This is a genomic window from Gilliamella sp. BG7, from assembly GCF_046635565.1.
GTDB classification, from domain to species: Bacteria; Pseudomonadota; Gammaproteobacteria; order Enterobacterales; family Orbaceae; genus Gilliamella; species Gilliamella apicola_P.
The window spans coordinates 77,100-97,178 of the sequence record NZ_JBIDFB010000011.1; the positions used below are offsets into that span (position 1 = coordinate 77,100).

The following is a 20,079-nucleotide window of genomic DNA, read 5'->3' on the forward strand; positions in this document are numbered from 1 at the left end:
TACTCCCTTTGCGGTCGGATAACATTTCATTAAAAATTAATGGTTATTTTAAATACGTTTTAAAAAAGATTGTTAATTTATCAAAAGGGATTAAATCGATTCGATCATAAAGATCAACATGCCCGGCTCCTTTCACATAATAGAGTTCCTTGGGTTCTATCGCACGGTTATAAGCATCTTCACTGAACTCTTTAGAATGAGCCTGATCACCTGTGATAAATAATATTGGTCGTGGTGAAATGGTTTCAATATCGTTAAATGGATAGAAGTTCATAAATTTTACATTACTAGTTAATGTTGGGTGAGTCGTTAGTTCTGGCGTTGAACTTACAGGTGTATATTCACCACGAGGCGTACGATAAAAATCATAAAATTCATGAGCAATAGGACCATCTTCAGGTCTAAGTTGGCCCTTATTAACCGTGCCACTTGTATATAATGTCTGACCGCCGGTAAATTCAACATAACGTTGTTCTGACGCCTGTTTTATGATCTGTTTTCGCTGTTCAAGTGTTAACGAATGGTGAAGTGCATTGCGATTGGCTGAACCCATATCGTACATACTAACCGTCGCAATGGCTTTTAAACGAGGATCAATTTTAGCGGCACTAATAACAAAACTACCACTACCACAAACACCAATTACGCCAATATTGTTACGATCCACAAAAGTTTGAGTACCTAAATAATCAACTGCAGCGCTGAAATCTTCTGCATACATATCGGGTAATACAACATTACGAGGCTGCCCCTCACTTTCGCCCCAAAAAGATAGGTCAATGGCTAATGCAATAAAGCCTTGTTCAGCCATTTTAGTAGCATATAAATTCGCACTTTGTTCTTTAACTGCGCCCATTGGATGTCCAACAATAATTGCTGGATATTTGTTTTTGGCATCAAGCGTTTTAGGCATAAATAAATTTCCAACCACACTCATTTTATATTGATTTAGAAAACTAACTTTTTGCATAGTGACATTATTACTTTGATAAAAATTATTTGCATTGCTAGACATATCGGCTCCCATTACTGATGGTGATAAAAATAACCCTAAAAAACTTAAAAAAACGATTAAAGCAGTACTATCTTTGAAATAAAATAAAACCTTTTTCATTGATGTGATCCTTTTAATAAGTAACTTTTATTTAATATTATCAATAAATTGAAAAAAGATTACTATGCAATAGGATGTCCTGTTACACGAGTAAATAATTGAAAACTGAGTTGAATTAATATCAAGGCAAATAAAAAAATAAGTGCAGCACTAAAAAATATGCCTAGTATCCCTTTATGATCAAAGATGAGACCTCCCATTGCTGCTGCTAACCCAATGGAAAATTGAATCGAAGCAACAGATAATCCTCCCATCATTTCGGCTTTATCAGCAAGTGTACGTATAATCCAAGTAGACCAACCTACTGGAATAAAACCAAACACCAATCCCCAAGCAATAACTAGTAGCATATTGAATGTTATATTTTTATGGCTGAACATTAAAGTAATAGCAAGCATCAATAAAATAAAATGAACTGCTATCATCGTTATTTTAAATTGTTTTCCCATAACAAAACCCGCAATAACGGTGCCAATGCAGTTAGCTATTCCAAATAGAAGTAAAATCGTGGATATGGAATTTGTTTGCAAGGCAAGATTATGCTCTAAAAATGGTCTTAAATAAGTAAAAAAAACATGATATCCACCATAACTAAATATTGTTGCTACTATTCCTACCGTTATCCAGCATTGCTTTAAGAGAAAAAGCATGCTTTTAAAACTATTACCTTGCTGTGCAGGTAAAGTAGGTAACGTAATAAATTGCCAAATAAAAGCAATCACACCTAGTAATGTCGATAGTAAAAAGATCTTTCGCCAACCAATAAGATCACCTAGATAGCTTGCTAATGGTAGTGAAATAATTGTTGCTACTGAAACGCCAGCATAGATAATACTTAATGCTCGAGGCAGATCTTTTATCGGTACAAGTTGTAGTGTTACTGCTGATGCTAGAGACCAAAAACCACCAACACATATCCCCAATATGCTTCTTCCTATTAATAAAATAATATAATTAGGTGTAAATGCGACTAATATATTGACTATCACCAATAACATCGAGAGAATTAATAGTACCAAGCGTCTATTTATTTTTAGTGGTGCTAGTATCAAGCTTGCAATAACTGCAAAAATACCAACTGCGGTAACTGTTTGCCCTGCCATTCCTTCAGTAATATGCAAAGTTTGTGCAATAGGTGTTAACAAACTGATAGGAATAAATTCAGCTGAAATAAGACTAGTTACCCCCATAAATAATGAAAAAACAGCAGACCAATGGGAGGTTTTTTCTTCTGTGTGATAGGATAATGGTGTTTTCATTACATAAAGTACCTTTTATTTAACTAGTTCAAATGGCAAGTTTAAAAAAGTATAGGTAATTTAATTAACCATGTAAAATACTTATATTTTATAGATAAACATGCTTTAAAAGCATGGTTTGTTGTTTTATATAATAATTTTTTGCCAGTTATTGATAAGAAAATTAGACTGTTTTTTTAGGAAAAGCGCTCTGTTTGGTAAAGCAGAGCACTTGTTAAGAAAAGGGAGGGAAAATTAGAATTCCATTAGTTCTTTTTCTTTATCGGCAAGCACTGTATCTAATTTTTTAATTGCGGCGTCTGTCGCTTTTTGGATTAAATCTTGTGCTTTACGTTCATCATCTTCAGATATTTCTTTATCTTTTAGTAATGTTTTGATTTGGTCGTTGGCATCACGGCGAATATTACGGATCGATACTCGGCCTTGTTCTGCTTCGTTACGAACAATTTTGGTTAAGTCTCGACGGCGTTCTTCGGTTAATGGTGGAAGTGGTACGCGAATAACAGTACCTGCTGATGCTGGGTTAAGTCCTAAATCTGATGTTAAGATTGCTTTTTCAATTAGTGGTGTAAGTGATTTGTCAAATACAGTAATCGCTAGCGTTCTTGCATCTTCAGCAACGATGTTAGCTAGTTGGCGTAATGGTGTTGGACTACCATAATATTCAACCATAATACCATCTAATAAGCTTGGTGATGCGCGCCCCGTTCTTACTTTAGAAATATGATTTTGAAACGCATCAATACTTTTTTCCATGCGCGTTTGCGCTTCTTTTTGAATCTCGTTTAACATAATAAAAGCCTTATTTAAAATAAAGATGATTAACTGGTTACATTTGCTTTGTTATTAATTAATGTTCCTTCTTGTTCGCCTAATATAACACGACGCAACGCTCCAGGTTTATTCATATTAAAGACACAAATTGGTAGATTATGATCCCTTGCTAATGTGAATGCTGCTAAATCCATTACTTTAAGCTCATCTGTAAGCACTTTTTCATAGCTTAGTGTTTTATAAAGTGTTGCTGTTGGATCTTTAACAGGATCGGCAGAGAAAACACCATCTACTTTGGTCGCTTTTAAAACAACATCTGCACCAATTTCAATACCTCGTAAGCATGCTGCTGAATCGGTTGTGAAAAAAGGATTACCTGTTCCTGCAGAAAGGATAACGACTTTACCATGACGAAGCAAGCTAATTGCTTCGGTCCAACGATAGTCATCGCATACGCCATTTAATGGAATGGCTGACATTAAGCGAGCGTTTACTTCTATTCGGTGCAATGCATCTCGCATCGCAAGTCCATTCATGACAGTTGCAAGCATGCCCATGTGATCACCAACTACTCGGTTCATTCCCGCTTTAGCAAGCCCTGCGCCACGAAATAGATTACCACCCCCAATAACAACAGCAACTTCAACATTCATTTCAATAAGCTCTTTTATTTCTTGAGCCATACGATCAAGAACGGTTGCATCAATACCAAAACCTTCGTCACCTTGTAGTGCTTCACCACTGAGTTTAAGAAGAATACGTTTATAAAAAGGGGTTACCATATGATGTCTCACTGTTTCGTTATTTAATAAAATAAGGAGCTATGGCTCCTATCTAGCAGTAATTTTAAAATATTTTGTAGATAAACAAAACCGCCTTAACGGCGGTTTTATAAAACAATTAAGATTGTTTCGATATTGCTGCAACTTCTGCTGCGAAGTCGACTTCGACTTTTTCAATACCTTCACCCACTTCAAAACGAATGAATGAAGCAACTGCTGCGCTCTTTTCTTTTAATAAATCGCCAACAGTTTTTGAAGGTTCCATTACAAATGGTTGACCAGTTAGTGATACTTCACCAGTGAATTTACGCATACGACCTTCAACCATTTTTTCAGCTATTTCACGCGGTTTACCTGATTGCATTGCGATATCAATTTGGATGTTACGTTCATGTTCAACTACATCAGCAGGTACGTCACTTGGATCAACGTACTCCGGTTTGCTTGCAGCAATGTGCATTGCAATATGTTTAACTAATTCATCGTCAGCACCGTTTGCAGCAACTAATACACCAATACGAGCACCGTGTTGGTAATTACCTACTACGTCACCAGCAATTTCAGCAACACGACGAATACCGATGTTTTCACCAATTTTAGCAACTAAAGCTGTGCGCTCTTCTTCAAATTTAGCTTGTAGTGCAGCGATATCGCTAATGCGCTCTGTTAATGCCGCCTCTGCAACTTTATCACTAAATGCTAAGAATCCTGCATCTTTGGCAACAAAGTCTGTTTCGCAGTTTACTTCTAAGATTACACCAAATTTTTTATCAGCAGAGATTTTAGAAATAATAACACCTTCAGCCGCAACACGACCTGCCTTTTTAGCTGCTTTTGCTTGACCTGATTTACGCATGTTGTCAATTGCAAGTTCGATATCACCGTTTGCTTCAACTAATGCTTTTTTACATTCCATCATACCTGCGCCAGTTCTTTCGCGCAGTTCTTTTACCATAGAAGCGGTAACTTCAGCCATTTTTTAATCCTCTATTTAACCATTGTGATGATTTTCATTAGAATGGGTCGATATTATTATCGACCCTGAAAATATTTGAGTTTATTACTCTGCTGCTGGTGCTTCTTCTACGAAGCTTTCTTCAGATACTGGAGATTGGTTTTGTTCACGACCAGAACGTACTGCTTCAGCAACTGCATTTGCATATAATTGAATTGCACGAATCGCATCATCATTACCTGGAACAATGTAATCAATACCATCAGGATCTGAGTTAGTATCAACAATAGCAATGACTGGAATACCTAAATTGTTAGCTTCTTTGATAGCGATATGTTCGTGGTCTGCACCAATAACAAAGATCACATCGGGTAAGCCACCCATATTTTTAATTCCACCCAAACTATTTTCTAATTTAGCCATTTCACGAGCACGCATTAGTGCTTCTTTTTTGGTTAATTTATCGAATGTACCATCACTAGCTTGTGTTTCTAAATCTTTTAGACGTTTGATTGATTGACGTACTGTTTTCCAGTTAGTCAACATACCACCTAACCAACGGTGATTAACGTAGTATTGTCCACAGCTTTCAGCAGCTTGTTTAATTGCTTCGCTAGCTGCACGTTTTGTACCAACAAATAAAATTTTACCTTTACGAGCGGCAATCTTGTTTAATTCAGCTAATGCTTCGTTGAACAGTGGTACTGTTTTTTCAAGATTGATAATATGAACTTTATTGCGTGCACCAAAAATAAATGGTTTCATTTTTGGGTTCCAATAACGAGTTTGGTGTCCAAAGTGTACACCCGCTTGTAACATATCGCGCATTGATACTGTAGTCATGATTTCCTCATTTTGACGTTGGGGTTATGCCTCCACATATCCGCTCTATCCGACCTATACATAAAGTAAAAGGCACCCCGGAAAAGTGTAATGATATGTGTGTGTTATAACGTTAATTAATCATTAAATTTAATGCTTTTATCCATCATTACTTTTGCAAAAAATAATGTGATATGTAGCGCGCGTTTTATACCATAAATAGTATAAGATTGCTAGCTTTATTTGTAGGTTGTTAACTATGTTAACCATTGTTAATGGTTTGTAGGTTAGTTTGATTAAATATTTATTATTTAATAGGTAAATATTAACGTAAAAAGAATTAAAAGGTTAAATAAAATTAATAATTATAATGGATATGTAGAATAATCAGAAAATATTATAAAATTCAGAAAATTATTTTAATCAATAAGTATAAATTAGCAGGTGTTTTTCAACAGATTAGACGACTGATCATAAAACGTTTAACCAAATCGGTGACGGTTATTTTTCTTTATAATTTAGTCGCCAAAACTCTTAGTAATAATGTATTTTTATTTATTAGCAATTAATGGTGTTTGAATCCTACATTGTTGTTACTAAAGTAGTTACCATTTTTATAAATTTTTGATTATTTTAATAAAATTATCATTTCAGATGTTATTCTTTCTTTTTCGCGACCATTTTTTAAGCAATCAAGTTCTTGAATGATTTAAGCATGAGCTGTTTTATTTAATTTCATTCGGTAGGTAAAAAATATTCCTAAAACAGCCATTTTACATACTCCAAAAATTATGACTGAGTTAATTACTGTGACCGCACTTTCGGTTGTACGGTATTTATACCTGATACAAAATCTGAGAATTTAAGAACAATACCTAAAATGAATACAATAGTTGCACGTATTAATTTTCCCTCCATTGTTATGGCCCCAGCATAAATACCTTCACGGCGTCTTCCGGTTAATACTTCGTCGATATCAGCCAAAAAGGTATATACACGCCAAGGGATATAGTAAATTCTACCTGTTTCTAACCCAAACCAAATGGTTATACCAATAACGAACGAAGTAACATTAGGCATATTAAAGTAATATACGCCTATATAACCAATTACTGACAATATTACGATTAATATTGCAATTACAAAGAGTTGTTTAAAGCCACATTTTACGCACTATGCCATAAAAAATGCGGTTGTAATTAACGGGGATATACTACTTAGACTGTTTATTTCTGATACATCAGTGAGTTGAACAAATCTGCAGAAAAAATTTCAGAGATTATTAGTTTTAACAAGTAAATAAGGTTATTTGATTAGATACTTTATTGATAAATAACCCCCAAACATACAGCTTGGCTTGCGCCAGTTACCTCTGGAATATTTGATGGAATATTGTTGATTCGGCAATAAGCAAGCCAAGCAAAGGCTATTGCCTCCATATCGTCCCCATTTATACCTTTTGTATCGGTTGTTAATACTGACCATGATGGTAATAATGCTGATAATCTTTGCATAATAAGTGGATTTTTAGCACCTCCGCCACAGGCTAAAAGCTCGCAAGGTAATTTTTTTAATATAGATAATTTGTTGATCTCATTTGCAATTGATAAAGAGGTTAATTCAACGAGCGTTGCTTGAATATCTTCTGCTTTAAAATCCGTCCCTATTAATTTTTTATGTAACCATGGTAAATTAAATAACTCTCTCCCTGTACTTTTAGGTGCTGGTATTTTGAAATAATCTTCATCAAATAATTTATTCAATAAGTCTTGATTAACTTTTCCTGTTTTTGCCCACAGTCCATTTTTATCATAGCTTTTACCTAGGTTTTGATTTATCCAGCAATCAAGCAGTACGTTTCCTGGACCTGTATCGTAACCAATAACAGTATGGTTAGGAATTAATACTGAAATGTTACTAATTCCTCCTATATTCAATACTACACGATTAATTTGTGGATCTTGTAGCACCGCTTTATGAAAAGCGGGTACCAGTGGTGCTCCTTGCCCGCCATAAGCCATATCTTTTCGACGAAAATCAGCTATGGTGGTTATGCTTGTTTTTGCTGCGATAATATTGGCATCGGCAATTTGTAAGGTGAATGGATTTTTACCGTTTGGTGCATGGTAAATAGTTTGTCCGTGGCAACCAATTGCTTTTATTTGTTGTTTATCAATTTTATTGTCTTTTAAAAATTGATTAATACTATCGGCAAATAATTCACCAAGTTGATGGTCTAATTCACCCAAATTTTGTAATGTGGTTTGCTTTGTTTCACATAATGTTAATAGTTGCTGTTTTAAGTTGGTGGGCATTGGGTAGCAACTACTAGCTATTGATGTGACATTTTTTGCGGTAATATTAACTATAGCAATATCAATTCCATCCATGCTGGTTCCCGACATCACACCAATATATAAATTTTGCATATATCTATCCTTGTCGAATAATGTTACCTGTTTGAATATCTCTGATTTGAGATGGCTGTAATCTATTACCTGTTTCGCCTGCTAAAATCGGAAAATTTTGGCCAAATTGTTTGGCTACTTCGATGGCTGTTTTACAAGGAGAATAACTCGATAAATTAGCACTGGTTGAAACTATCGGTTTGCCATAAAGATCACATAGTTTACGAGCTAAAGGGTGATTGGTGACTCGTACTGCTACAGTGTTGAATTTGCCGGTCAAAAAATAAGGTGTTTTTTTATTTTTAGGAAAAATCCAAGTAATAGGACCGGGCCAGTTAGTAAATGCTAACCGTTTTTGTTCATTGGTAATAGCTAATTCATCTATATAGGGGATCAATTGTTGGTAATGGCTGGCAATTAAAATTAAGCCTTTATCTACTGAACGCTGTTTTAGTTGTAACAATTTTAATACGGCTGATTCACAATCAGGATCACACCCTAGACCGAAAACGGCCTCGGTAGGGTAAGCAATCACTTCACCATTTTTTAAATAATTATTGATTTCCGATAGCGTTAATAAATTAGCCATAAATTTGAATACGAGCTGAGTACAATTGAGATTTATATTAAACTTAGGTTTTAAGTTTTGCAAATTTGCATGATTCATGCTTTTTATAAAACTGGGTAGTTTTAGCATTATGCCTATGGTCATTCCCAGTTTATTTGTGGAAAATGGTTAGTTGTAAGTTCAACAACTTGTTGCATATTGATAATTTTAAGCCTTGAATCAATAATTTTGCTTATTCCTCGGGCTTCTATATCGCTGTTGATGACGTAACAGTGTTTAGTTTTTTTTATAATATCATTTAATAATGGATTATTTTGTATAGCCAGAATAACGCCATTTTGCCAGAACAATACAACATCTTGATCTGATATTAATTGTAGATTTATGGCTGATTGGTTTGCTGTTGATATAGTATGTAGCATTATTTTCACTTTTTATACTGAAACGTAGGGTTACCTGAAACTTTTTTACAAAATCAAGCTCATTTTAGTTAATACATCTTTGATGTTATTAGTATATAATAAGAACTATTTATTGAGCAAAGAATTCATCATGAAACCAGTTATTTTAAGCAATGAGCAACAAACGATTTTGTTTGGTAGTAAACTTGCCAAACTATGTTTAAACTATTTGTCCAAGCATGATGATACAATTGTTATCTATTTAATTGGCGATCTTGGTGCAGGTAAAACAACTTTTAGTCGTGGTTTTTTGCAACAATTAGGTCATGTAGGTAACGTAAAAAGTCCAACTTATACATTAGTTGAACCCTACCAATTTGCTAATTTTTTAGTTTATCATTTTGATTTATATAGGCTTTGTGATCCAGAAGAGTTAGAGTTTATGGGGATTCGTGAATATTTTTCTTCACGATCAATTTGTTTGATTGAGTGGCCACAGCAAGCAAATGGGATTTTGCCAAGTGCTGATCTTGAAGTTAATTTGACTTATTTGGCGCTTGAACGTACTGCTTGCGTTCAGGCTATAAGCGAAAAAGGTCACGAGATTATTAATCTATCATAATTGAAATAAACAATATAAAGACAATGAAAAAACTATTCACTTTTTTTATCTTATTAATACTTTGTAGTTCTGCCTATGCAGCTAAAGTTGTGATTGCCGTTGATGCGGGGCATGGTGGTAAAGATTCCGGCGCAATAGGGAAAAATAAGTTATATGAAAAAACAGTTACTCTTTCTATTGCTAAAAAACTTACCAAGTTACTAAATAAAGATCCTAATTTTAAAGGGGTATTAACTCGTAGCAGTGATAATTTTATTTCTGTTTCGCAACGTTCTGAAATAGCTAGAAAAAATAAAGCTAATTTGTTAGTTTCCATTCACGCTGATGCTGCGCCAAATCGGAATGCAACTGGTGCCTCGATCTGGGTATTGTCAACTAAGCGAGCTGACACAGAACTTGGTCGTTGGCTTGAACAAGATGAAAAACAGTCACAATTACTTGGTGGAGCGGGTGATGCGCTTAGTGATGATCATGATCCTCATTTAAGTCAAGCTGTATTAGATCTCCAATTTTCTTATTCTCAACGAGTGGGGTATGAGTTAGCAAAACAAGTATTAAAAGAAATGAAAGGGATAACAAAGCTACATAAATCTGCTCCAGAACATGCAAGCTTAGGGGTATTACGTTCACCAGATATTCCATCAATTTTAGTTGAAGTTGGTTTTATCTCTAACGAAGGTGAAGAACGCTTACTAAGTAGTAATGCTCATCAAAATAAGATTGCTAAAGCTATCTATCAAGGTATAAAAAATTACGTTAAACAAAATCCAAAGTTTGGAGAACAGCATTAATGGCAATTCATATTCTTTCTCCTCAATTAGCAAATCAAATTGCTGCTGGTGAGGTGGTAGAACGACCAGCGTCAGTCATTAAAGAGTTGGTTGAAAATAGCCTTGATGCGGGCAGTAGTCAAATTGATATTGATCTTGAGCAAGGCGGCTGTAAATTAATTCGTATTAGAGATAATGGTTGCGGTATTGCTAAAGATGAATTAGCACTGGCGCTTGCTCGTCATGCGACAAGTAAAATCAGCAAGTTAGATGATTTAGATTCTATTATTAGCCTTGGATTTCGTGGTGAGGCGCTGGCGAGTATAAGTTCAGTTGCAAGATTGACATTAACTTCACGCACAGCAGAACAAACTGAAGCTTGGCAAGTTTATGCTGAAGGGCGAGATATGGAACCGGTGATTAAACCTGCTGCACATCCTGTTGGCTCGACTGTTGAAGTACTTGATTTGTTTTACAATACTCCTGCAAGACGCCGTTTTTTAAAAACAGAAAAAACCGAATTTATGCATATTGAGGAATTTGTTCGGCGTATTGCGCTTGCACGTCCTGATGTTACTTTTAATTTGCAGCATAATGGTAAACTTGTTAAGCAGTACCGTTCATCTACCCTTGAAAAAAGGGTAGAATTGGTATGTGGACGAGTATTTATGCAAAAAGCAGTCAAATTAGATTGGCAACATGATGATTTGTTCATTCAAGGTTGGGTAACAAGTAGTGAAGTTAGTAATTTGCAATATTTTTATGTTAATGGTCGAGTTATCAAAGATAAATTACTTAATCATGCATTGCGACAAGCCTATATAAGACGTGCGAATGAACAGCAAAGTTATGTGGTGTTTTTACAAATTGATCCAAAACAAGTTGATGTTAATGTTCACCCTGCTAAACATGAAGTCCGTTTTCATGGGGCAAGATTGGTTCATGATTTCGTTTATCAAGCTATAGTTATGGCTCTTGAATCGGATTTATCTGCAATAGATGAAAAAGTAACAATAACACCTAATCGGCAAGCAGCTGGAGAAAATATCTTTAATCAACAGACGATTTCTAAGCCTTATCAAGCTAGTAACCAATTACCTCAAAAACCTAGTAATTATGCTAAAGAAAATGCGTTGTATGGTCAGTTAGTTTGCGTTGACTCTCCTTCTCAAAATATTGCACAACTTGAGCCTAAAAAGCCATTTTTATCGGTAGAAGAAAATGAAATAACTGAACCACAAAAAGCGGTTATTGAATCATTATTTCCTAAACGATATTCACCATTGCAATCACTACAACAGCAGATTGACAATTCATCATTAGTGACATTTGGACGGGTGTTAACTATTATTCAACCTGATATTGCATTGCTTGAAAAAAATGAAGATAATCAACAAAAATTAATGTTGATGAAGTTGCCTATTGCTCAGCAAAAAGTCGTTGCGATTAAATTATTGTCACAAGATTCTGAAAAATTGCTTATCCCATTAACAATTTCAGTTAATAATAAAGAGCAGCAAGTTCTTTCTTCTTATCAGCCGCAGCTAAATTTTTTAGGTTTTGATTTTTATGTTGATAAAGCAAAGTTGTATTTGCAAAATGTTCCTAAAATGTTGCGCACTATCAATTGGCAACAATTATTGCCGGCTTTAATTGCTTTTATTTCTGAGTCAAAAAATGAAGTTTTAGATCCAACACAAATAGCGGCTTGGCTAGCTAATCAATATGATGATAGTGTTACGATGAACTGGAGTGTAGTAAAAGCCATTCAGTTACTAGCTCAATTAGAACAAGTGGATATTAATCTGTTACAACAAGATTCATTTTTATACCCAATTGACATGCAATCTTTAACTCAATCGATTTATCATGAATAAACCAAAAATTATTTCGTTAATGGGGCCAACAGCATCTGGTAAAACAGCATTTGCTATGGCGCTTTATGATCGTTATCCTATTGATATTATTAGTGTCGATTCAGCTCTAATTTATCGTGGTATGGACATTGGTACTGCAAAACCGACTAAAGAAGAGCAACAAAAGTATCCACATAAATTGATTGATATTTGTGATCCTGCAAAAAGTTATTCGGCAGCTAATTTTAGACATGATGCTATTGTGGAAATTGAAAAAACACTAAAAAAAGGACGAATTCCATTGTTGGTTGGTGGGACAATGCTCTATTTTAAGGCTTTAATTGAAGGACTTTCACCGCTTCCTGCTGCTAATAGAGAAATTCGTGAGCAAATAGAGGAAAAAGCCAATAAATTAGGTTGGCAAGCGATTTACGAAGATCTAAAAAAAGTCGATCCAATTTCAGCTGAACGAATTCATCCTAACGATCCTCAGCGGCTTAATCGTGCTTTAGAGGTTTATTTAATTTCAGGAAAAAGTCTAACTGAACTTATACAAGAAAGTGGCCAAGTATTACCATACGATGTTATGCAATTTGCTATTATGCCGCAAGATAGGTCGCAATTACATGAACGTATTGAACAACGCTTTTTACAAATGTTGGATCAAGGATTTGAAAATGAAGTTAGAGCACTTATGCAGCGATCGGATTTACATTTAAATTTACCTTCTATGCGTTGTGTTGGATATCGTCAAATGTGGGAGTATTTAAATGGCAATACAAGTTATGATGAAATGGTTTTTAAAGGAATTTGCGCTACTCGTCAATTAGCTAAACGACAAATAACATGGCTTCGTGGTTGGAAGCAACCTATAACATGGTTAAACAATGATAATATGGATACAATTTTCCGAAACGTATTCTAAGCGATAATTTTTATAGTGGTCTAATAATATACAATTATAAGTTCTTTAGTAGTTAAAATTATGTGTATTATTGTCAGTATTTAGTATTTTGTTTACCTTTTTAGTTTAAATTTATTAAAAATTTAGTTATTTGTGCATTAATTATAGTTGATTGGTTCAAGAGAATCGCTTTTTGTGTTATTTTGGTAGATACTAAAGATGTATCTGAAAATAGTATGTAAAAATACATTAATTATTTATAAATGTATTTATTTTATCTTAATATAATTATTTTTTTAAAGGATAAACTCATGTCAAAAGGGCAGTCATTACAAGATCCTTATTTAAATTTGCTTCGTCGAGAGCACATTCCTGTCTCAATCTATTTAGTTAATGGTATTAAGTTACAAGGGCAAATTGAATCATTTGATCAATTTGTGATTTTGTTAAAAAATACTGTAAGCCAAATGGTATATAAACATGCCATCTCGACAGTCGTACCATCTAGACCTATTTCTGGATTGGTATCTCAAGCCGAAGAGGAAAGCGAAAGCTGAATTTCAGTGGAGAATCTGATTGTTTGAGAGATATAAAGGCGGTGAATCTGCCTTATTAGTCCATGTATTTTTCCCTCAAGAGAGCAATATCGAGGATCTTAAAGAGTTTGAAATTTTGGTTTCTTCGGCTCAAATAGATATTCTCGATATTGTAACAACCTCAAGAAAAGCACCTCAAACCAAATATTTTGTAGGTGAAGGTAAGGCTCAAGAAATAGCAGAAAAAGTTAAACAGCTCAATGCTTCTGTTATTTTAGTAAATCATTCATTAACTCCCTCCCAAGAACGTAATCTAGAGCAATTGTGCAAATGTCGTGTTGTTGATAGAACCGGATTGATTCTTGATATTTTTGCTCAAAGAGCCAGAACACATGAAGGTAAATTACAGGTCGAGTTAGCACAGTTAAAACATCTTTCGACTCGTTTAGTTAGAGGTTGGACGCATTTAGAACGTCAAAAAGGTGGGATAGGTTTACGTGGTCCAGGTGAAACTCAATTAGAAACTGATAGAAGGTTGATTCGTCAACGGATTCAATTAATTTTATCAAGACTTGCTAAAGTTGAAAAACAGCGAAATCAAAATCGTCAATCACGAAATAAAGCAGATCTATCAACAGTCTCTTTTGTTGGCTACACGAATGCAGGTAAATCAACATTATTTAATGCGTTAACAAATGCTGATGTATATGCTGCTAATCAGTTATTTGCTACACTCGATCCAACACTTCGTCGAATTATTGTTGATGATGTAGGTGAAGTTGTTTTAGCTGACACGGTTGGTTTTATTCGCCATTTGCCACATGATTTAATCGCGGCTTTTAAAGCAACGTTATTAGAAACTCAACAAGCTGCATTGTTATTACATGTTGTTGATGCAGCAGATCCTAATTTATTAGATAATATGCATGCTGTTGATGAAGTTTTGCACGAAATTGATGCGCACGAACTTCCAACATTACTTGTTATGAATAAAATCGACTTGATAGAAGGCAAACAACCAAGTATTGATAGAGATGAAAACGGTATACCAATTCGTGTTTGGATTTCAGCGCAAAATAGTTTAGGATTAGATCAATTATTTATCGCTTTAAAAGAAAGGCTAGCTAAGCAAATACAAGTTTGCCACTTAAACTTACCTGCTTATTTAGCAAGATTAAGAAGTCGTTTATATCAGTTAAATGCGGTAGAAAATGAATTTATTAATGAGGATGGTAGTTTTCATCTAGATGTGAGAATTCCCTCTATAGAATGGAATCGCCTCTGTAAACAAGAACCAGATCTGTTATACTTGATCAATAAGCAAAATAACAACTAATTATCAAATGGAGCATATACAATATGGCGTGGAATCAGCCCGGCAATAACGGACAAGATAACGACCCATGGGGGAATAATAAAAAAAAGCCAACTAATCATTCATCTGATGGTTTATTTGATAAAGTTAAAAAATTATTAAAAAAAAATAATTTCGGTAATAATAATGGTTCCTCTGGAATTAAATTGCCGATGAGTACAACTAAAATTATCATATCTATAATTGCTTTACTTGTTCTAGTTTGGGCAGGAAGTGGATTTTATACCATTAACCAAAATCAACGTGGTGTAATTACTCGCTTCGGTCAAGTTCAATCTGAAATCATTCAACCAGGACTAAATTGGAAGCCAACTTTAATCGATAAAGTGTATATTGTTGATACACAGGGTATTCGAAATTTTAACGAAAAGGGACTTATTGTTACAGCTGGTGAAAATTTGGTTTTTGTTGATATAAATGTGCAATATAGTGTCAGCGATCCTTTAAAATATTTATTTAATGTCACTAATGTAGAAGATAGTTTGCGCCAAGCTGCCGATAGCGCCCTTAGAACGGTAGTGGCAAGTTCAAATATTGATGCAATAATCTCTGATGAACGTTCAGCTCTAGAACGTAGCACTAAAGATGAGTTAGTCAATATCATTAGTCCCTATGATATGGGTATTAATGTTATTAATTTGAATTTTCAAGTTGCTCGTCTACCAGATGAAGTGAAAGGCGCTTACAATGATACGCTTCATGTTCAAGACGATAGTGAGCGAGAAATTAAACAAGCTGAAGCTGATAAGGTGAAGAAAATTCAGCAGGCAGAAGAACGTTCAGCAGGAATTTTAGCTGATGCTAATGCTTATAAGGTTAGAGTAGAACTTGAAGCTGCTGGTGATGTGGCTAGTTTTGAAAAAATCTTACCACAATATAAAGTAGCACCAGAAATTACTAAAGAACATTTATATATTGAAACTATGGAAAGAGTATTAACCAAAACCAATAAGATTATAGTGAATGATAAAAGTGGAAATTTGATGGTGTTACCGTTAGAAGCACTATTAAAAAATAAGAGTGAAAAAAATTCTCAAATAATGACGTTATCAAACCAAAATAGTGAATATAATTCTAATATGCTGAGCTCGTCTGAAACAGTAAAAGAGCAGCCTCAACCAATACCGGAATTATTAAAAGAAAATAACAAAAACACTAATACCACTAATAACACCATTAAAGTTGGCGAGACTACGCGGACTCCACGGTTTATGGGAAGATAAGGAGAAAAGCATGCGCAAATTATTGATTCCTATAGTATTGATTTTGATTGGTGTATTTTTTTCTAGCGCTTATGTTATTGAAGAAGGTACTCGTGGAATAGTTTTACGGTTTAATAAAATTATAGGATTATCTGAACCTGGATTACATTTTAAATTTCCAGGAATGGATAATGTAAAAATTGTTGATGCTAAAATCAAAACAACAAATAGTTCTAATAATGTCGGTCAAGAACAAGAATATAGAACACGTGAAAATAAAGATTTAGTTGTTGATTATTTCGTACAATGGAAGATTGTTGATTTTGATCGATACTATGAAACTATTGCTGGTGGTAATAGTATTGATAACTTGCTGATTGCTCGATTAAATGGCTGTTTGAGAGCAGAAATTGAAAAATTAAATATCATTGATATTGTTAATGATCCAAATAATAGCTCTCATAATTCTATAGTGACGCGTGTAAAGAACGCTTTAAATAGTACATCTCAGGAATTGGTTAAAAGTGATTCGATTGAAAAGCACGTTAATAGAGATGAAAAAGCTTTAGAGGATAATCAAGCGAGTATGAGGTCGTTCGGTATTGAAATTATTGATGTCCGCTTAAAGAAAGTTAATTTTCCTCAAGAAATGTTTAATTCTATTTATAGCAAAATGAAAACAGACCGAAAAAATGTTGTCCAAAATCAACATGTTCAAGGTATTAAAAGAGTTGATGAAATACGAGCAGAGACTATTCTAGAAGTAACCAAAATATTGTCTGAAGCTGAAAGTCAGTCTCGCTCTATCCGTGGTGAGGGTGATGCAAATGCAATCAAACTTTATGTCGATGCTTTTGGTAAAGATATAGAGTTTTTTAGCTTTATACGTAGGCTAAAAACTTATGAAAGAAGCTTTATAGGAAATGATGTTATAGTTATTAGTCCTGAAAGCGAATTTTTTAAATATATGAAATTAAAATCTAATAATTAGCTGAATGAGTAAATAGTTTATGAGTAATAATGTTGTTGTGCTAGGTACACAATGGGGTGATGAAGGCAAAGGTAAAGTTGTTGATTTGCTCACGGAAAAAGCAAAGTATGTTGTTCGTTATCAAGGCGGGCATAATGCAGGTCATACATTAGTTATTAATGGTGAAAAAACAGTATTACACTTAATTCCATCAGGAATTTTACGTAATGATGTTATTAGCATTATTGCTAATGGTGTAGTGCTTTGTCCTGATGCTTTGATGAAAGAGATGAAAGAGTTAGAAAATAGTGGTATTCCTGTTAGGGAAAGACTCCTTATCTCTGAATCATGTCCTCTAATTTTGCCTTACCATATTGCATTAGATCAAGCTCGAGAAAAAGCTCGTGGCAATAAAGCTATTGGAACAACAGGGCGTGGTATTGGTCCTGCTTATGAGGATAAAGTTGCTCGCCGTGGACTTCGAGTTGGTGATTTACGTGATCGTCAAGCTTTTTCTGAAAAACTAAAAGATGTGATGGAATATCATAATTTCCAATTAGTCAATTATTATAAAACCGAAGCTGTAGATTATCAAAAAGTTTTAGATGCTACATTAGCTATAGCTGATATTTTAGTTGCTATGATTGCCGATATTCCTGCGCTTTTAGAAGATGCACGAAGAAAAGGCGAAAGAATTATGTTCGAAGGTGCACAAGGAACATTACTTGATATCGATCATGGTACTTATCCTTTTGTAACTTCTTCTAATACTACTGCTGGTGGTGTGGCAACGGGATCTGGTTTTGGTCCGCGTTATGTTGGCTATGTGTTAGGTATTGTTAAAGCTTACTCTACGCGAGTTGGTGCAGGTCCATTCCCTACCGAGCTATTTGACGAAGTTGGTGAATATCTTTGCAAACAAGGTAATGAATTTGGTGCAACAACTGGTCGTCGTCGTCGCACTGGATGGCTTGATGCAGTTGCTGTGCGTAAAGCGGTACAACTTAATTCTGTTTCAGGATTTTGTTTAACTAAACTTGATGTGTTAGATGGGCTTAAAGAAGTAAAAATTTGTGTCGGATACCAATTACCAAATGGTGATGTCATTAAAAATGCTCCAGCTGCTGCTGAAGAGTGGAGCTTAGTTAAACCTGTTTATGAAATTATGCCAGGTTGGAGTGAATCAACTTTTGGTATTAAAAGCTATGATGCACTGCCACAAGCAGCAAAAGCTTATATCAAAAGAATTGAAGAGTTAACCGAAACACCAATTGATATTATTTCAACAGGTCCGGATCGCAATGAAACCATGATTTTACGTGATCCTTATCAAGCTTAATATTGATTAAAAAATCGGGATAATTTTCCCGATTTTTTATTTTTTGAGATATAACGATTAACGTGTATGAGGAAATTATGGCTAAATTAGGTACTCCTTTATCACCGACTGCAACTAAAGTATTACTTTGTGGTGCAGGAGAGCTAGCTAAAGAAGTGGCGATTGAATTACAACGTTTTGGCTGTGAAGTTATTGCAGTTGATCGCTATGCTAATGCGTCAGCAATGCAAGTAGCTCATCGGTATCATACTATTAATATGCTTGATGGGGATGCTCTAAGAAAAGTCATTGAAATGGAAAATCCCGATTATATTGTTCCAGAAATTGAAGCTATTGCCACATCTACACTAGTTGAGTTGGAAAAAGAAGGATTTACTGTTATTCCAACTGCAAAAGCAACGCAATTAACAATGAATCGTGAGGGGATTCGTCGTCTTGCTGCAGAAGAATTAAAACTACCCACTTCACCTTATCGTTTCGCCGAAAACGAATTTGAATATGAACAAATGGTAAAAGAGATAGGTTTTCCATGTTTGGTTAAGCCAGTTATGAGCTCTTCGGGTAAAGGTCAATCTTTATTGCGTAGTGAAGCAGATATTAAATCTTCATGGATATATGCTCAAGAGGGAGGGCGCTCTGGTGGGGGTAAAGTAATCATAGAAGGTTTTATTGATTTTGATTACGAGATTACTTTGCTGACTGTTCGGCATATTAACGGAGTTTCATTCTGCGAACCAATTGGCCATCGTCAAGAAAAAGGTGATTATCGAGAATCTTGGCAACCTCAGCAGATGCCTGAAAAAGCATTGAAACAAGCGAAAAATATTGCAGCTAAAATAACAGAAGCATTAGGTGGACGAGGGGTATTTGGTGTTGAATTATTTGTTAAAGGGGAGCAAGTATGGTTTAGTGAAGTATCTCCTCGCCCCCATGATACCGGTATGGTGACATTAATTTCACAAAACTTATCTGAGTTTGCATTACATACAAGAGCAATATTAGGATTGCCAATTCCAGTTATAGAACAATATGGTGCTTGTGCATCATCTGCTTTATTAATAGAAGGTAATTCAAAACAAATAACTTTTGCTAATATTGATAAAGCATTAAGCGAACCGCAAACTGATTTACGTTTATTTGGTAAACCAGAAGTAAAAGGAACAAGAAGAATGGGTGTTGCGTTAGCTAGAGCATCGACAGTTAAAGAGGCTACTAATAAAGCAATTAATGTGATAAAACAACTAAAAATAACCCTATAACGCCTAAATTTGTGTAAAAAGCAACCAATCAATACAAAAAAATAAAAAATTCTAAAAATAGGGGTTGACGTTCACAAGTGAAGTGAGTAGTATACGCAACCCTTGAGACAGCGAACTAAGTCAACGAAAAGTTGATGGGGAATATAAGCTGTCAGCTCTTTAA

At 34.7% G+C, this 20,079-nt stretch carries 19 protein-coding genes and 1 pseudogene; 10 read left to right on the forward strand and 10 right to left on the reverse strand.

What is annotated here, in order from left to right; genetic code table 11:
* Positions 1-43: 43 nt before the first annotated feature.
* From ACGH49_RS08390 to tusB, 10 genes are all read right to left on the reverse strand, one after another.
* A complete protein-coding gene (locus ACGH49_RS08390) occupies positions 44-1,114 on the reverse strand; it encodes an alpha/beta hydrolase (RefSeq protein ID WP_296209342.1) in 1,071 nt (356 codons plus the stop codon).
* 62 nt (positions 1,115-1,176) lie between these two features.
* Complete coding sequence (locus ACGH49_RS08395; protein ID WP_411588997.1) at positions 1,177-2,373, reverse strand: MFS transporter; 1,197 nt, start codon at positions 2,371-2,373, stop codon at positions 1,177-1,179.
* Between the two features lie 234 nt (positions 2,374-2,607).
* Positions 2,608-3,165, reverse strand: a complete 558-nt coding sequence (frr, locus tag ACGH49_RS08400) for a ribosome recycling factor (protein WP_034911979.1) — start codon at positions 3,163-3,165, stop codon at positions 2,608-2,610.
* Positions 3,166-3,194: 29 nt separating this feature from the next.
* Positions 3,195-3,929, reverse strand: a complete 735-nt coding sequence (gene pyrH, locus ACGH49_RS08405) for a UMP kinase (protein ID WP_065607120.1) — start codon at positions 3,927-3,929, stop codon at positions 3,195-3,197.
* A 118-nt stretch (positions 3,930-4,047) separates the two neighbouring features.
* Positions 4,048-4,905: a translation elongation factor Ts gene (gene tsf / locus ACGH49_RS08410; RefSeq protein ID WP_411588998.1), complete on the reverse strand. Its 858-nt coding sequence runs from the start codon at positions 4,903-4,905 to the stop codon at positions 4,048-4,050.
* A gap of 84 nt (positions 4,906-4,989) precedes the next feature.
* Positions 4,990-5,727 carry a 30S ribosomal protein S2 gene (gene rpsB / locus ACGH49_RS08415; RefSeq protein WP_065560530.1) on the reverse strand — a complete coding sequence of 246 codons (738 nt, stop codon included), beginning with the start codon at positions 5,725-5,727 and terminating at the stop codon, positions 4,990-4,992.
* A gap of 783 nt (positions 5,728-6,510) precedes the next feature.
* Positions 6,511-6,825, reverse strand: a complete 315-nt coding sequence (locus ACGH49_RS08420; protein ID WP_218058610.1) for an MFS transporter — start codon at positions 6,823-6,825, stop codon at positions 6,511-6,513.
* 203 nt (positions 6,826-7,028) lie between these two features.
* Entirely contained in the window at positions 7,029-8,135 is a 1,107-nt protein-coding gene (locus tag ACGH49_RS08425) for an anhydro-N-acetylmuramic acid kinase (RefSeq protein WP_411588999.1), read from the reverse strand.
* Positions 8,136-8,139: 4 nt separating this feature from the next.
* Positions 8,140-8,703, reverse strand: a complete 564-nt coding sequence (locus ACGH49_RS08430) for a Sua5/YciO/YrdC/YwlC family protein (protein WP_411589000.1) — start codon at positions 8,701-8,703, stop codon at positions 8,140-8,142.
* Between the two features lie 119 nt (positions 8,704-8,822).
* Positions 8,823-9,104 (reverse strand): sulfurtransferase complex subunit TusB, encoded by a 282-nt coding sequence (gene tusB / locus ACGH49_RS08435; protein ID WP_065607005.1) that lies wholly within the window; start codon positions 9,102-9,104, stop codon positions 8,823-8,825.
* Positions 9,105-9,231: 127 nt separating this feature from the next.
* On the opposite strand from tusB, the gene tsaE reads away from it, so the two are divergent.
* The 10 genes and pseudogenes from tsaE (at position 9,232) to purT (ending at position 19,916) form a co-directional block, all read left to right on the forward strand.
* Positions 9,232-9,705, forward strand: a complete 474-nt coding sequence (gene tsaE, locus ACGH49_RS08440; protein ID WP_065607116.1) for a tRNA (adenosine(37)-N6)-threonylcarbamoyltransferase complex ATPase subunit type 1 TsaE — start codon at positions 9,232-9,234, stop codon at positions 9,703-9,705.
* A gap of 65 nt (positions 9,706-9,770) precedes the next feature.
* Positions 9,771-10,475: pseudogene (locus ACGH49_RS08445) on the forward strand (N-acetylmuramoyl-L-alanine amidase); the annotation flags it as partial.
* A 20-nt stretch (positions 10,476-10,495) separates the two neighbouring features.
* Positions 10,496-12,352, forward strand: a complete 1,857-nt coding sequence (mutL, locus tag ACGH49_RS08450; RefSeq protein ID WP_411589001.1) for a DNA mismatch repair endonuclease MutL — start codon at positions 10,496-10,498, stop codon at positions 12,350-12,352.
* Positions 12,345-13,256: a tRNA (adenosine(37)-N6)-dimethylallyltransferase MiaA gene (gene miaA, locus ACGH49_RS08455; protein ID WP_065606999.1), complete on the forward strand. Its 912-nt coding sequence runs from the start codon at positions 12,345-12,347 to the stop codon at positions 13,254-13,256. The genes mutL and miaA overlap by 8 nt, the downstream gene beginning before the upstream one ends.
* Positions 13,257-13,546: 290 nt before the next feature.
* Positions 13,547-13,792 carry an RNA chaperone Hfq gene (hfq, locus tag ACGH49_RS08460; protein ID WP_034911910.1) on the forward strand — a complete coding sequence of 82 codons (246 nt, stop codon included), beginning with the start codon at positions 13,547-13,549 and terminating at the stop codon, positions 13,790-13,792.
* Between the two features lie 19 nt (positions 13,793-13,811).
* Positions 13,812-15,107, forward strand: a complete 1,296-nt coding sequence (gene hflX, locus ACGH49_RS08465; protein WP_065606997.1) for a ribosome rescue GTPase HflX — start codon at positions 13,812-13,814, stop codon at positions 15,105-15,107.
* A gap of 23 nt (positions 15,108-15,130) precedes the next feature.
* Positions 15,131-16,369 (forward strand): FtsH protease activity modulator HflK, encoded by a 1,239-nt coding sequence (gene hflK, locus ACGH49_RS08470; RefSeq protein ID WP_411589002.1) that lies wholly within the window; start codon positions 15,131-15,133, stop codon positions 16,367-16,369.
* 10 nt (positions 16,370-16,379) lie between these two features.
* Positions 16,380-17,339 (forward strand): protease modulator HflC, encoded by a 960-nt coding sequence (gene hflC, locus ACGH49_RS08475; protein WP_065606993.1) that lies wholly within the window; start codon positions 16,380-16,382, stop codon positions 17,337-17,339.
* Between the two features lie 19 nt (positions 17,340-17,358).
* Positions 17,359-18,657, forward strand: coding sequence for an adenylosuccinate synthase (locus ACGH49_RS08480; RefSeq protein WP_411589003.1), 1,299 nt, complete (start codon positions 17,359-17,361; stop codon positions 18,655-18,657).
* Positions 18,658-18,734: 77 nt separating this feature from the next.
* A complete protein-coding gene (purT, locus tag ACGH49_RS08485; protein ID WP_411589004.1) occupies positions 18,735-19,916 on the forward strand; it encodes a formate-dependent phosphoribosylglycinamide formyltransferase in 1,182 nt (393 codons plus the stop codon).
* Positions 19,917-20,079 lie beyond the last annotated feature (163 nt).

Excerpts from the sequence above, each read along its gene's own strand:
- miaA (WP_065606999.1), top strand. The coding sequence starts at position 12,345 with ATGAATAAACCAAAAATTATTTCGTTAATGGGGCCAACAGCATCTGGT.
- hflC (WP_065606993.1), top strand. The coding sequence starts at position 16,380 with ATGCGCAAATTATTGATTCCTATAGTATTGATTTTGATTGGTGTATTT.
- rpsB (WP_065560530.1), bottom strand. The coding sequence starts at position 5,727 with ATGACTACAGTATCAATGCGCGATATGTTACAAGCGGGTGTACACTTT.
- ACGH49_RS08390 (WP_296209342.1), bottom strand. The coding sequence starts at position 1,114 with ATGAAAAAGGTTTTATTTTATTTCAAAGATAGTACTGCTTTAATCGTT.
- tsf (WP_411588998.1), bottom strand. The coding sequence starts at position 4,905 with ATGGCTGAAGTTACCGCTTCTATGGTAAAAGAACTGCGCGAAAGAACT.
- ACGH49_RS08425 (WP_411588999.1), bottom strand. The coding sequence starts at position 8,135 with ATGCAAAATTTATATATTGGTGTGATGTCGGGAACCAGCATGGATGGA.
- hflK (WP_411589002.1), top strand. The coding sequence starts at position 15,131 with ATGGCGTGGAATCAGCCCGGCAATAACGGACAAGATAACGACCCATGG.
- tusB (WP_065607005.1), bottom strand. The coding sequence starts at position 9,104 with ATGCTACATACTATATCAACAGCAAACCAATCAGCCATAAATCTACAA.
- ACGH49_RS08430 (WP_411589000.1), bottom strand. The coding sequence starts at position 8,703 with ATGGCTAATTTATTAACGCTATCGGAAATCAATAATTATTTAAAAAAT.
- hfq (WP_034911910.1), top strand. The coding sequence starts at position 13,547 with ATGTCAAAAGGGCAGTCATTACAAGATCCTTATTTAAATTTGCTTCGT.
- frr (WP_034911979.1), bottom strand. The coding sequence starts at position 3,165 with ATGTTAAACGAGATTCAAAAAGAAGCGCAAACGCGCATGGAAAAAAGT.
- ACGH49_RS08395 (WP_411588997.1), bottom strand. The coding sequence starts at position 2,373 with ATGAAAACACCATTATCCTATCACACAGAAGAAAAAACCTCCCATTGG.
- pyrH (WP_065607120.1), bottom strand. The coding sequence starts at position 3,929 with ATGGTAACCCCTTTTTATAAACGTATTCTTCTTAAACTCAGTGGTGAA.
- mutL (WP_411589001.1), top strand. The coding sequence starts at position 10,496 with ATGGCAATTCATATTCTTTCTCCTCAATTAGCAAATCAAATTGCTGCT.
- purT (WP_411589004.1), top strand. The coding sequence starts at position 18,735 with ATGGCTAAATTAGGTACTCCTTTATCACCGACTGCAACTAAAGTATTA.
- ACGH49_RS08480 (WP_411589003.1), top strand. The coding sequence starts at position 17,359 with ATGAGTAATAATGTTGTTGTGCTAGGTACACAATGGGGTGATGAAGGC.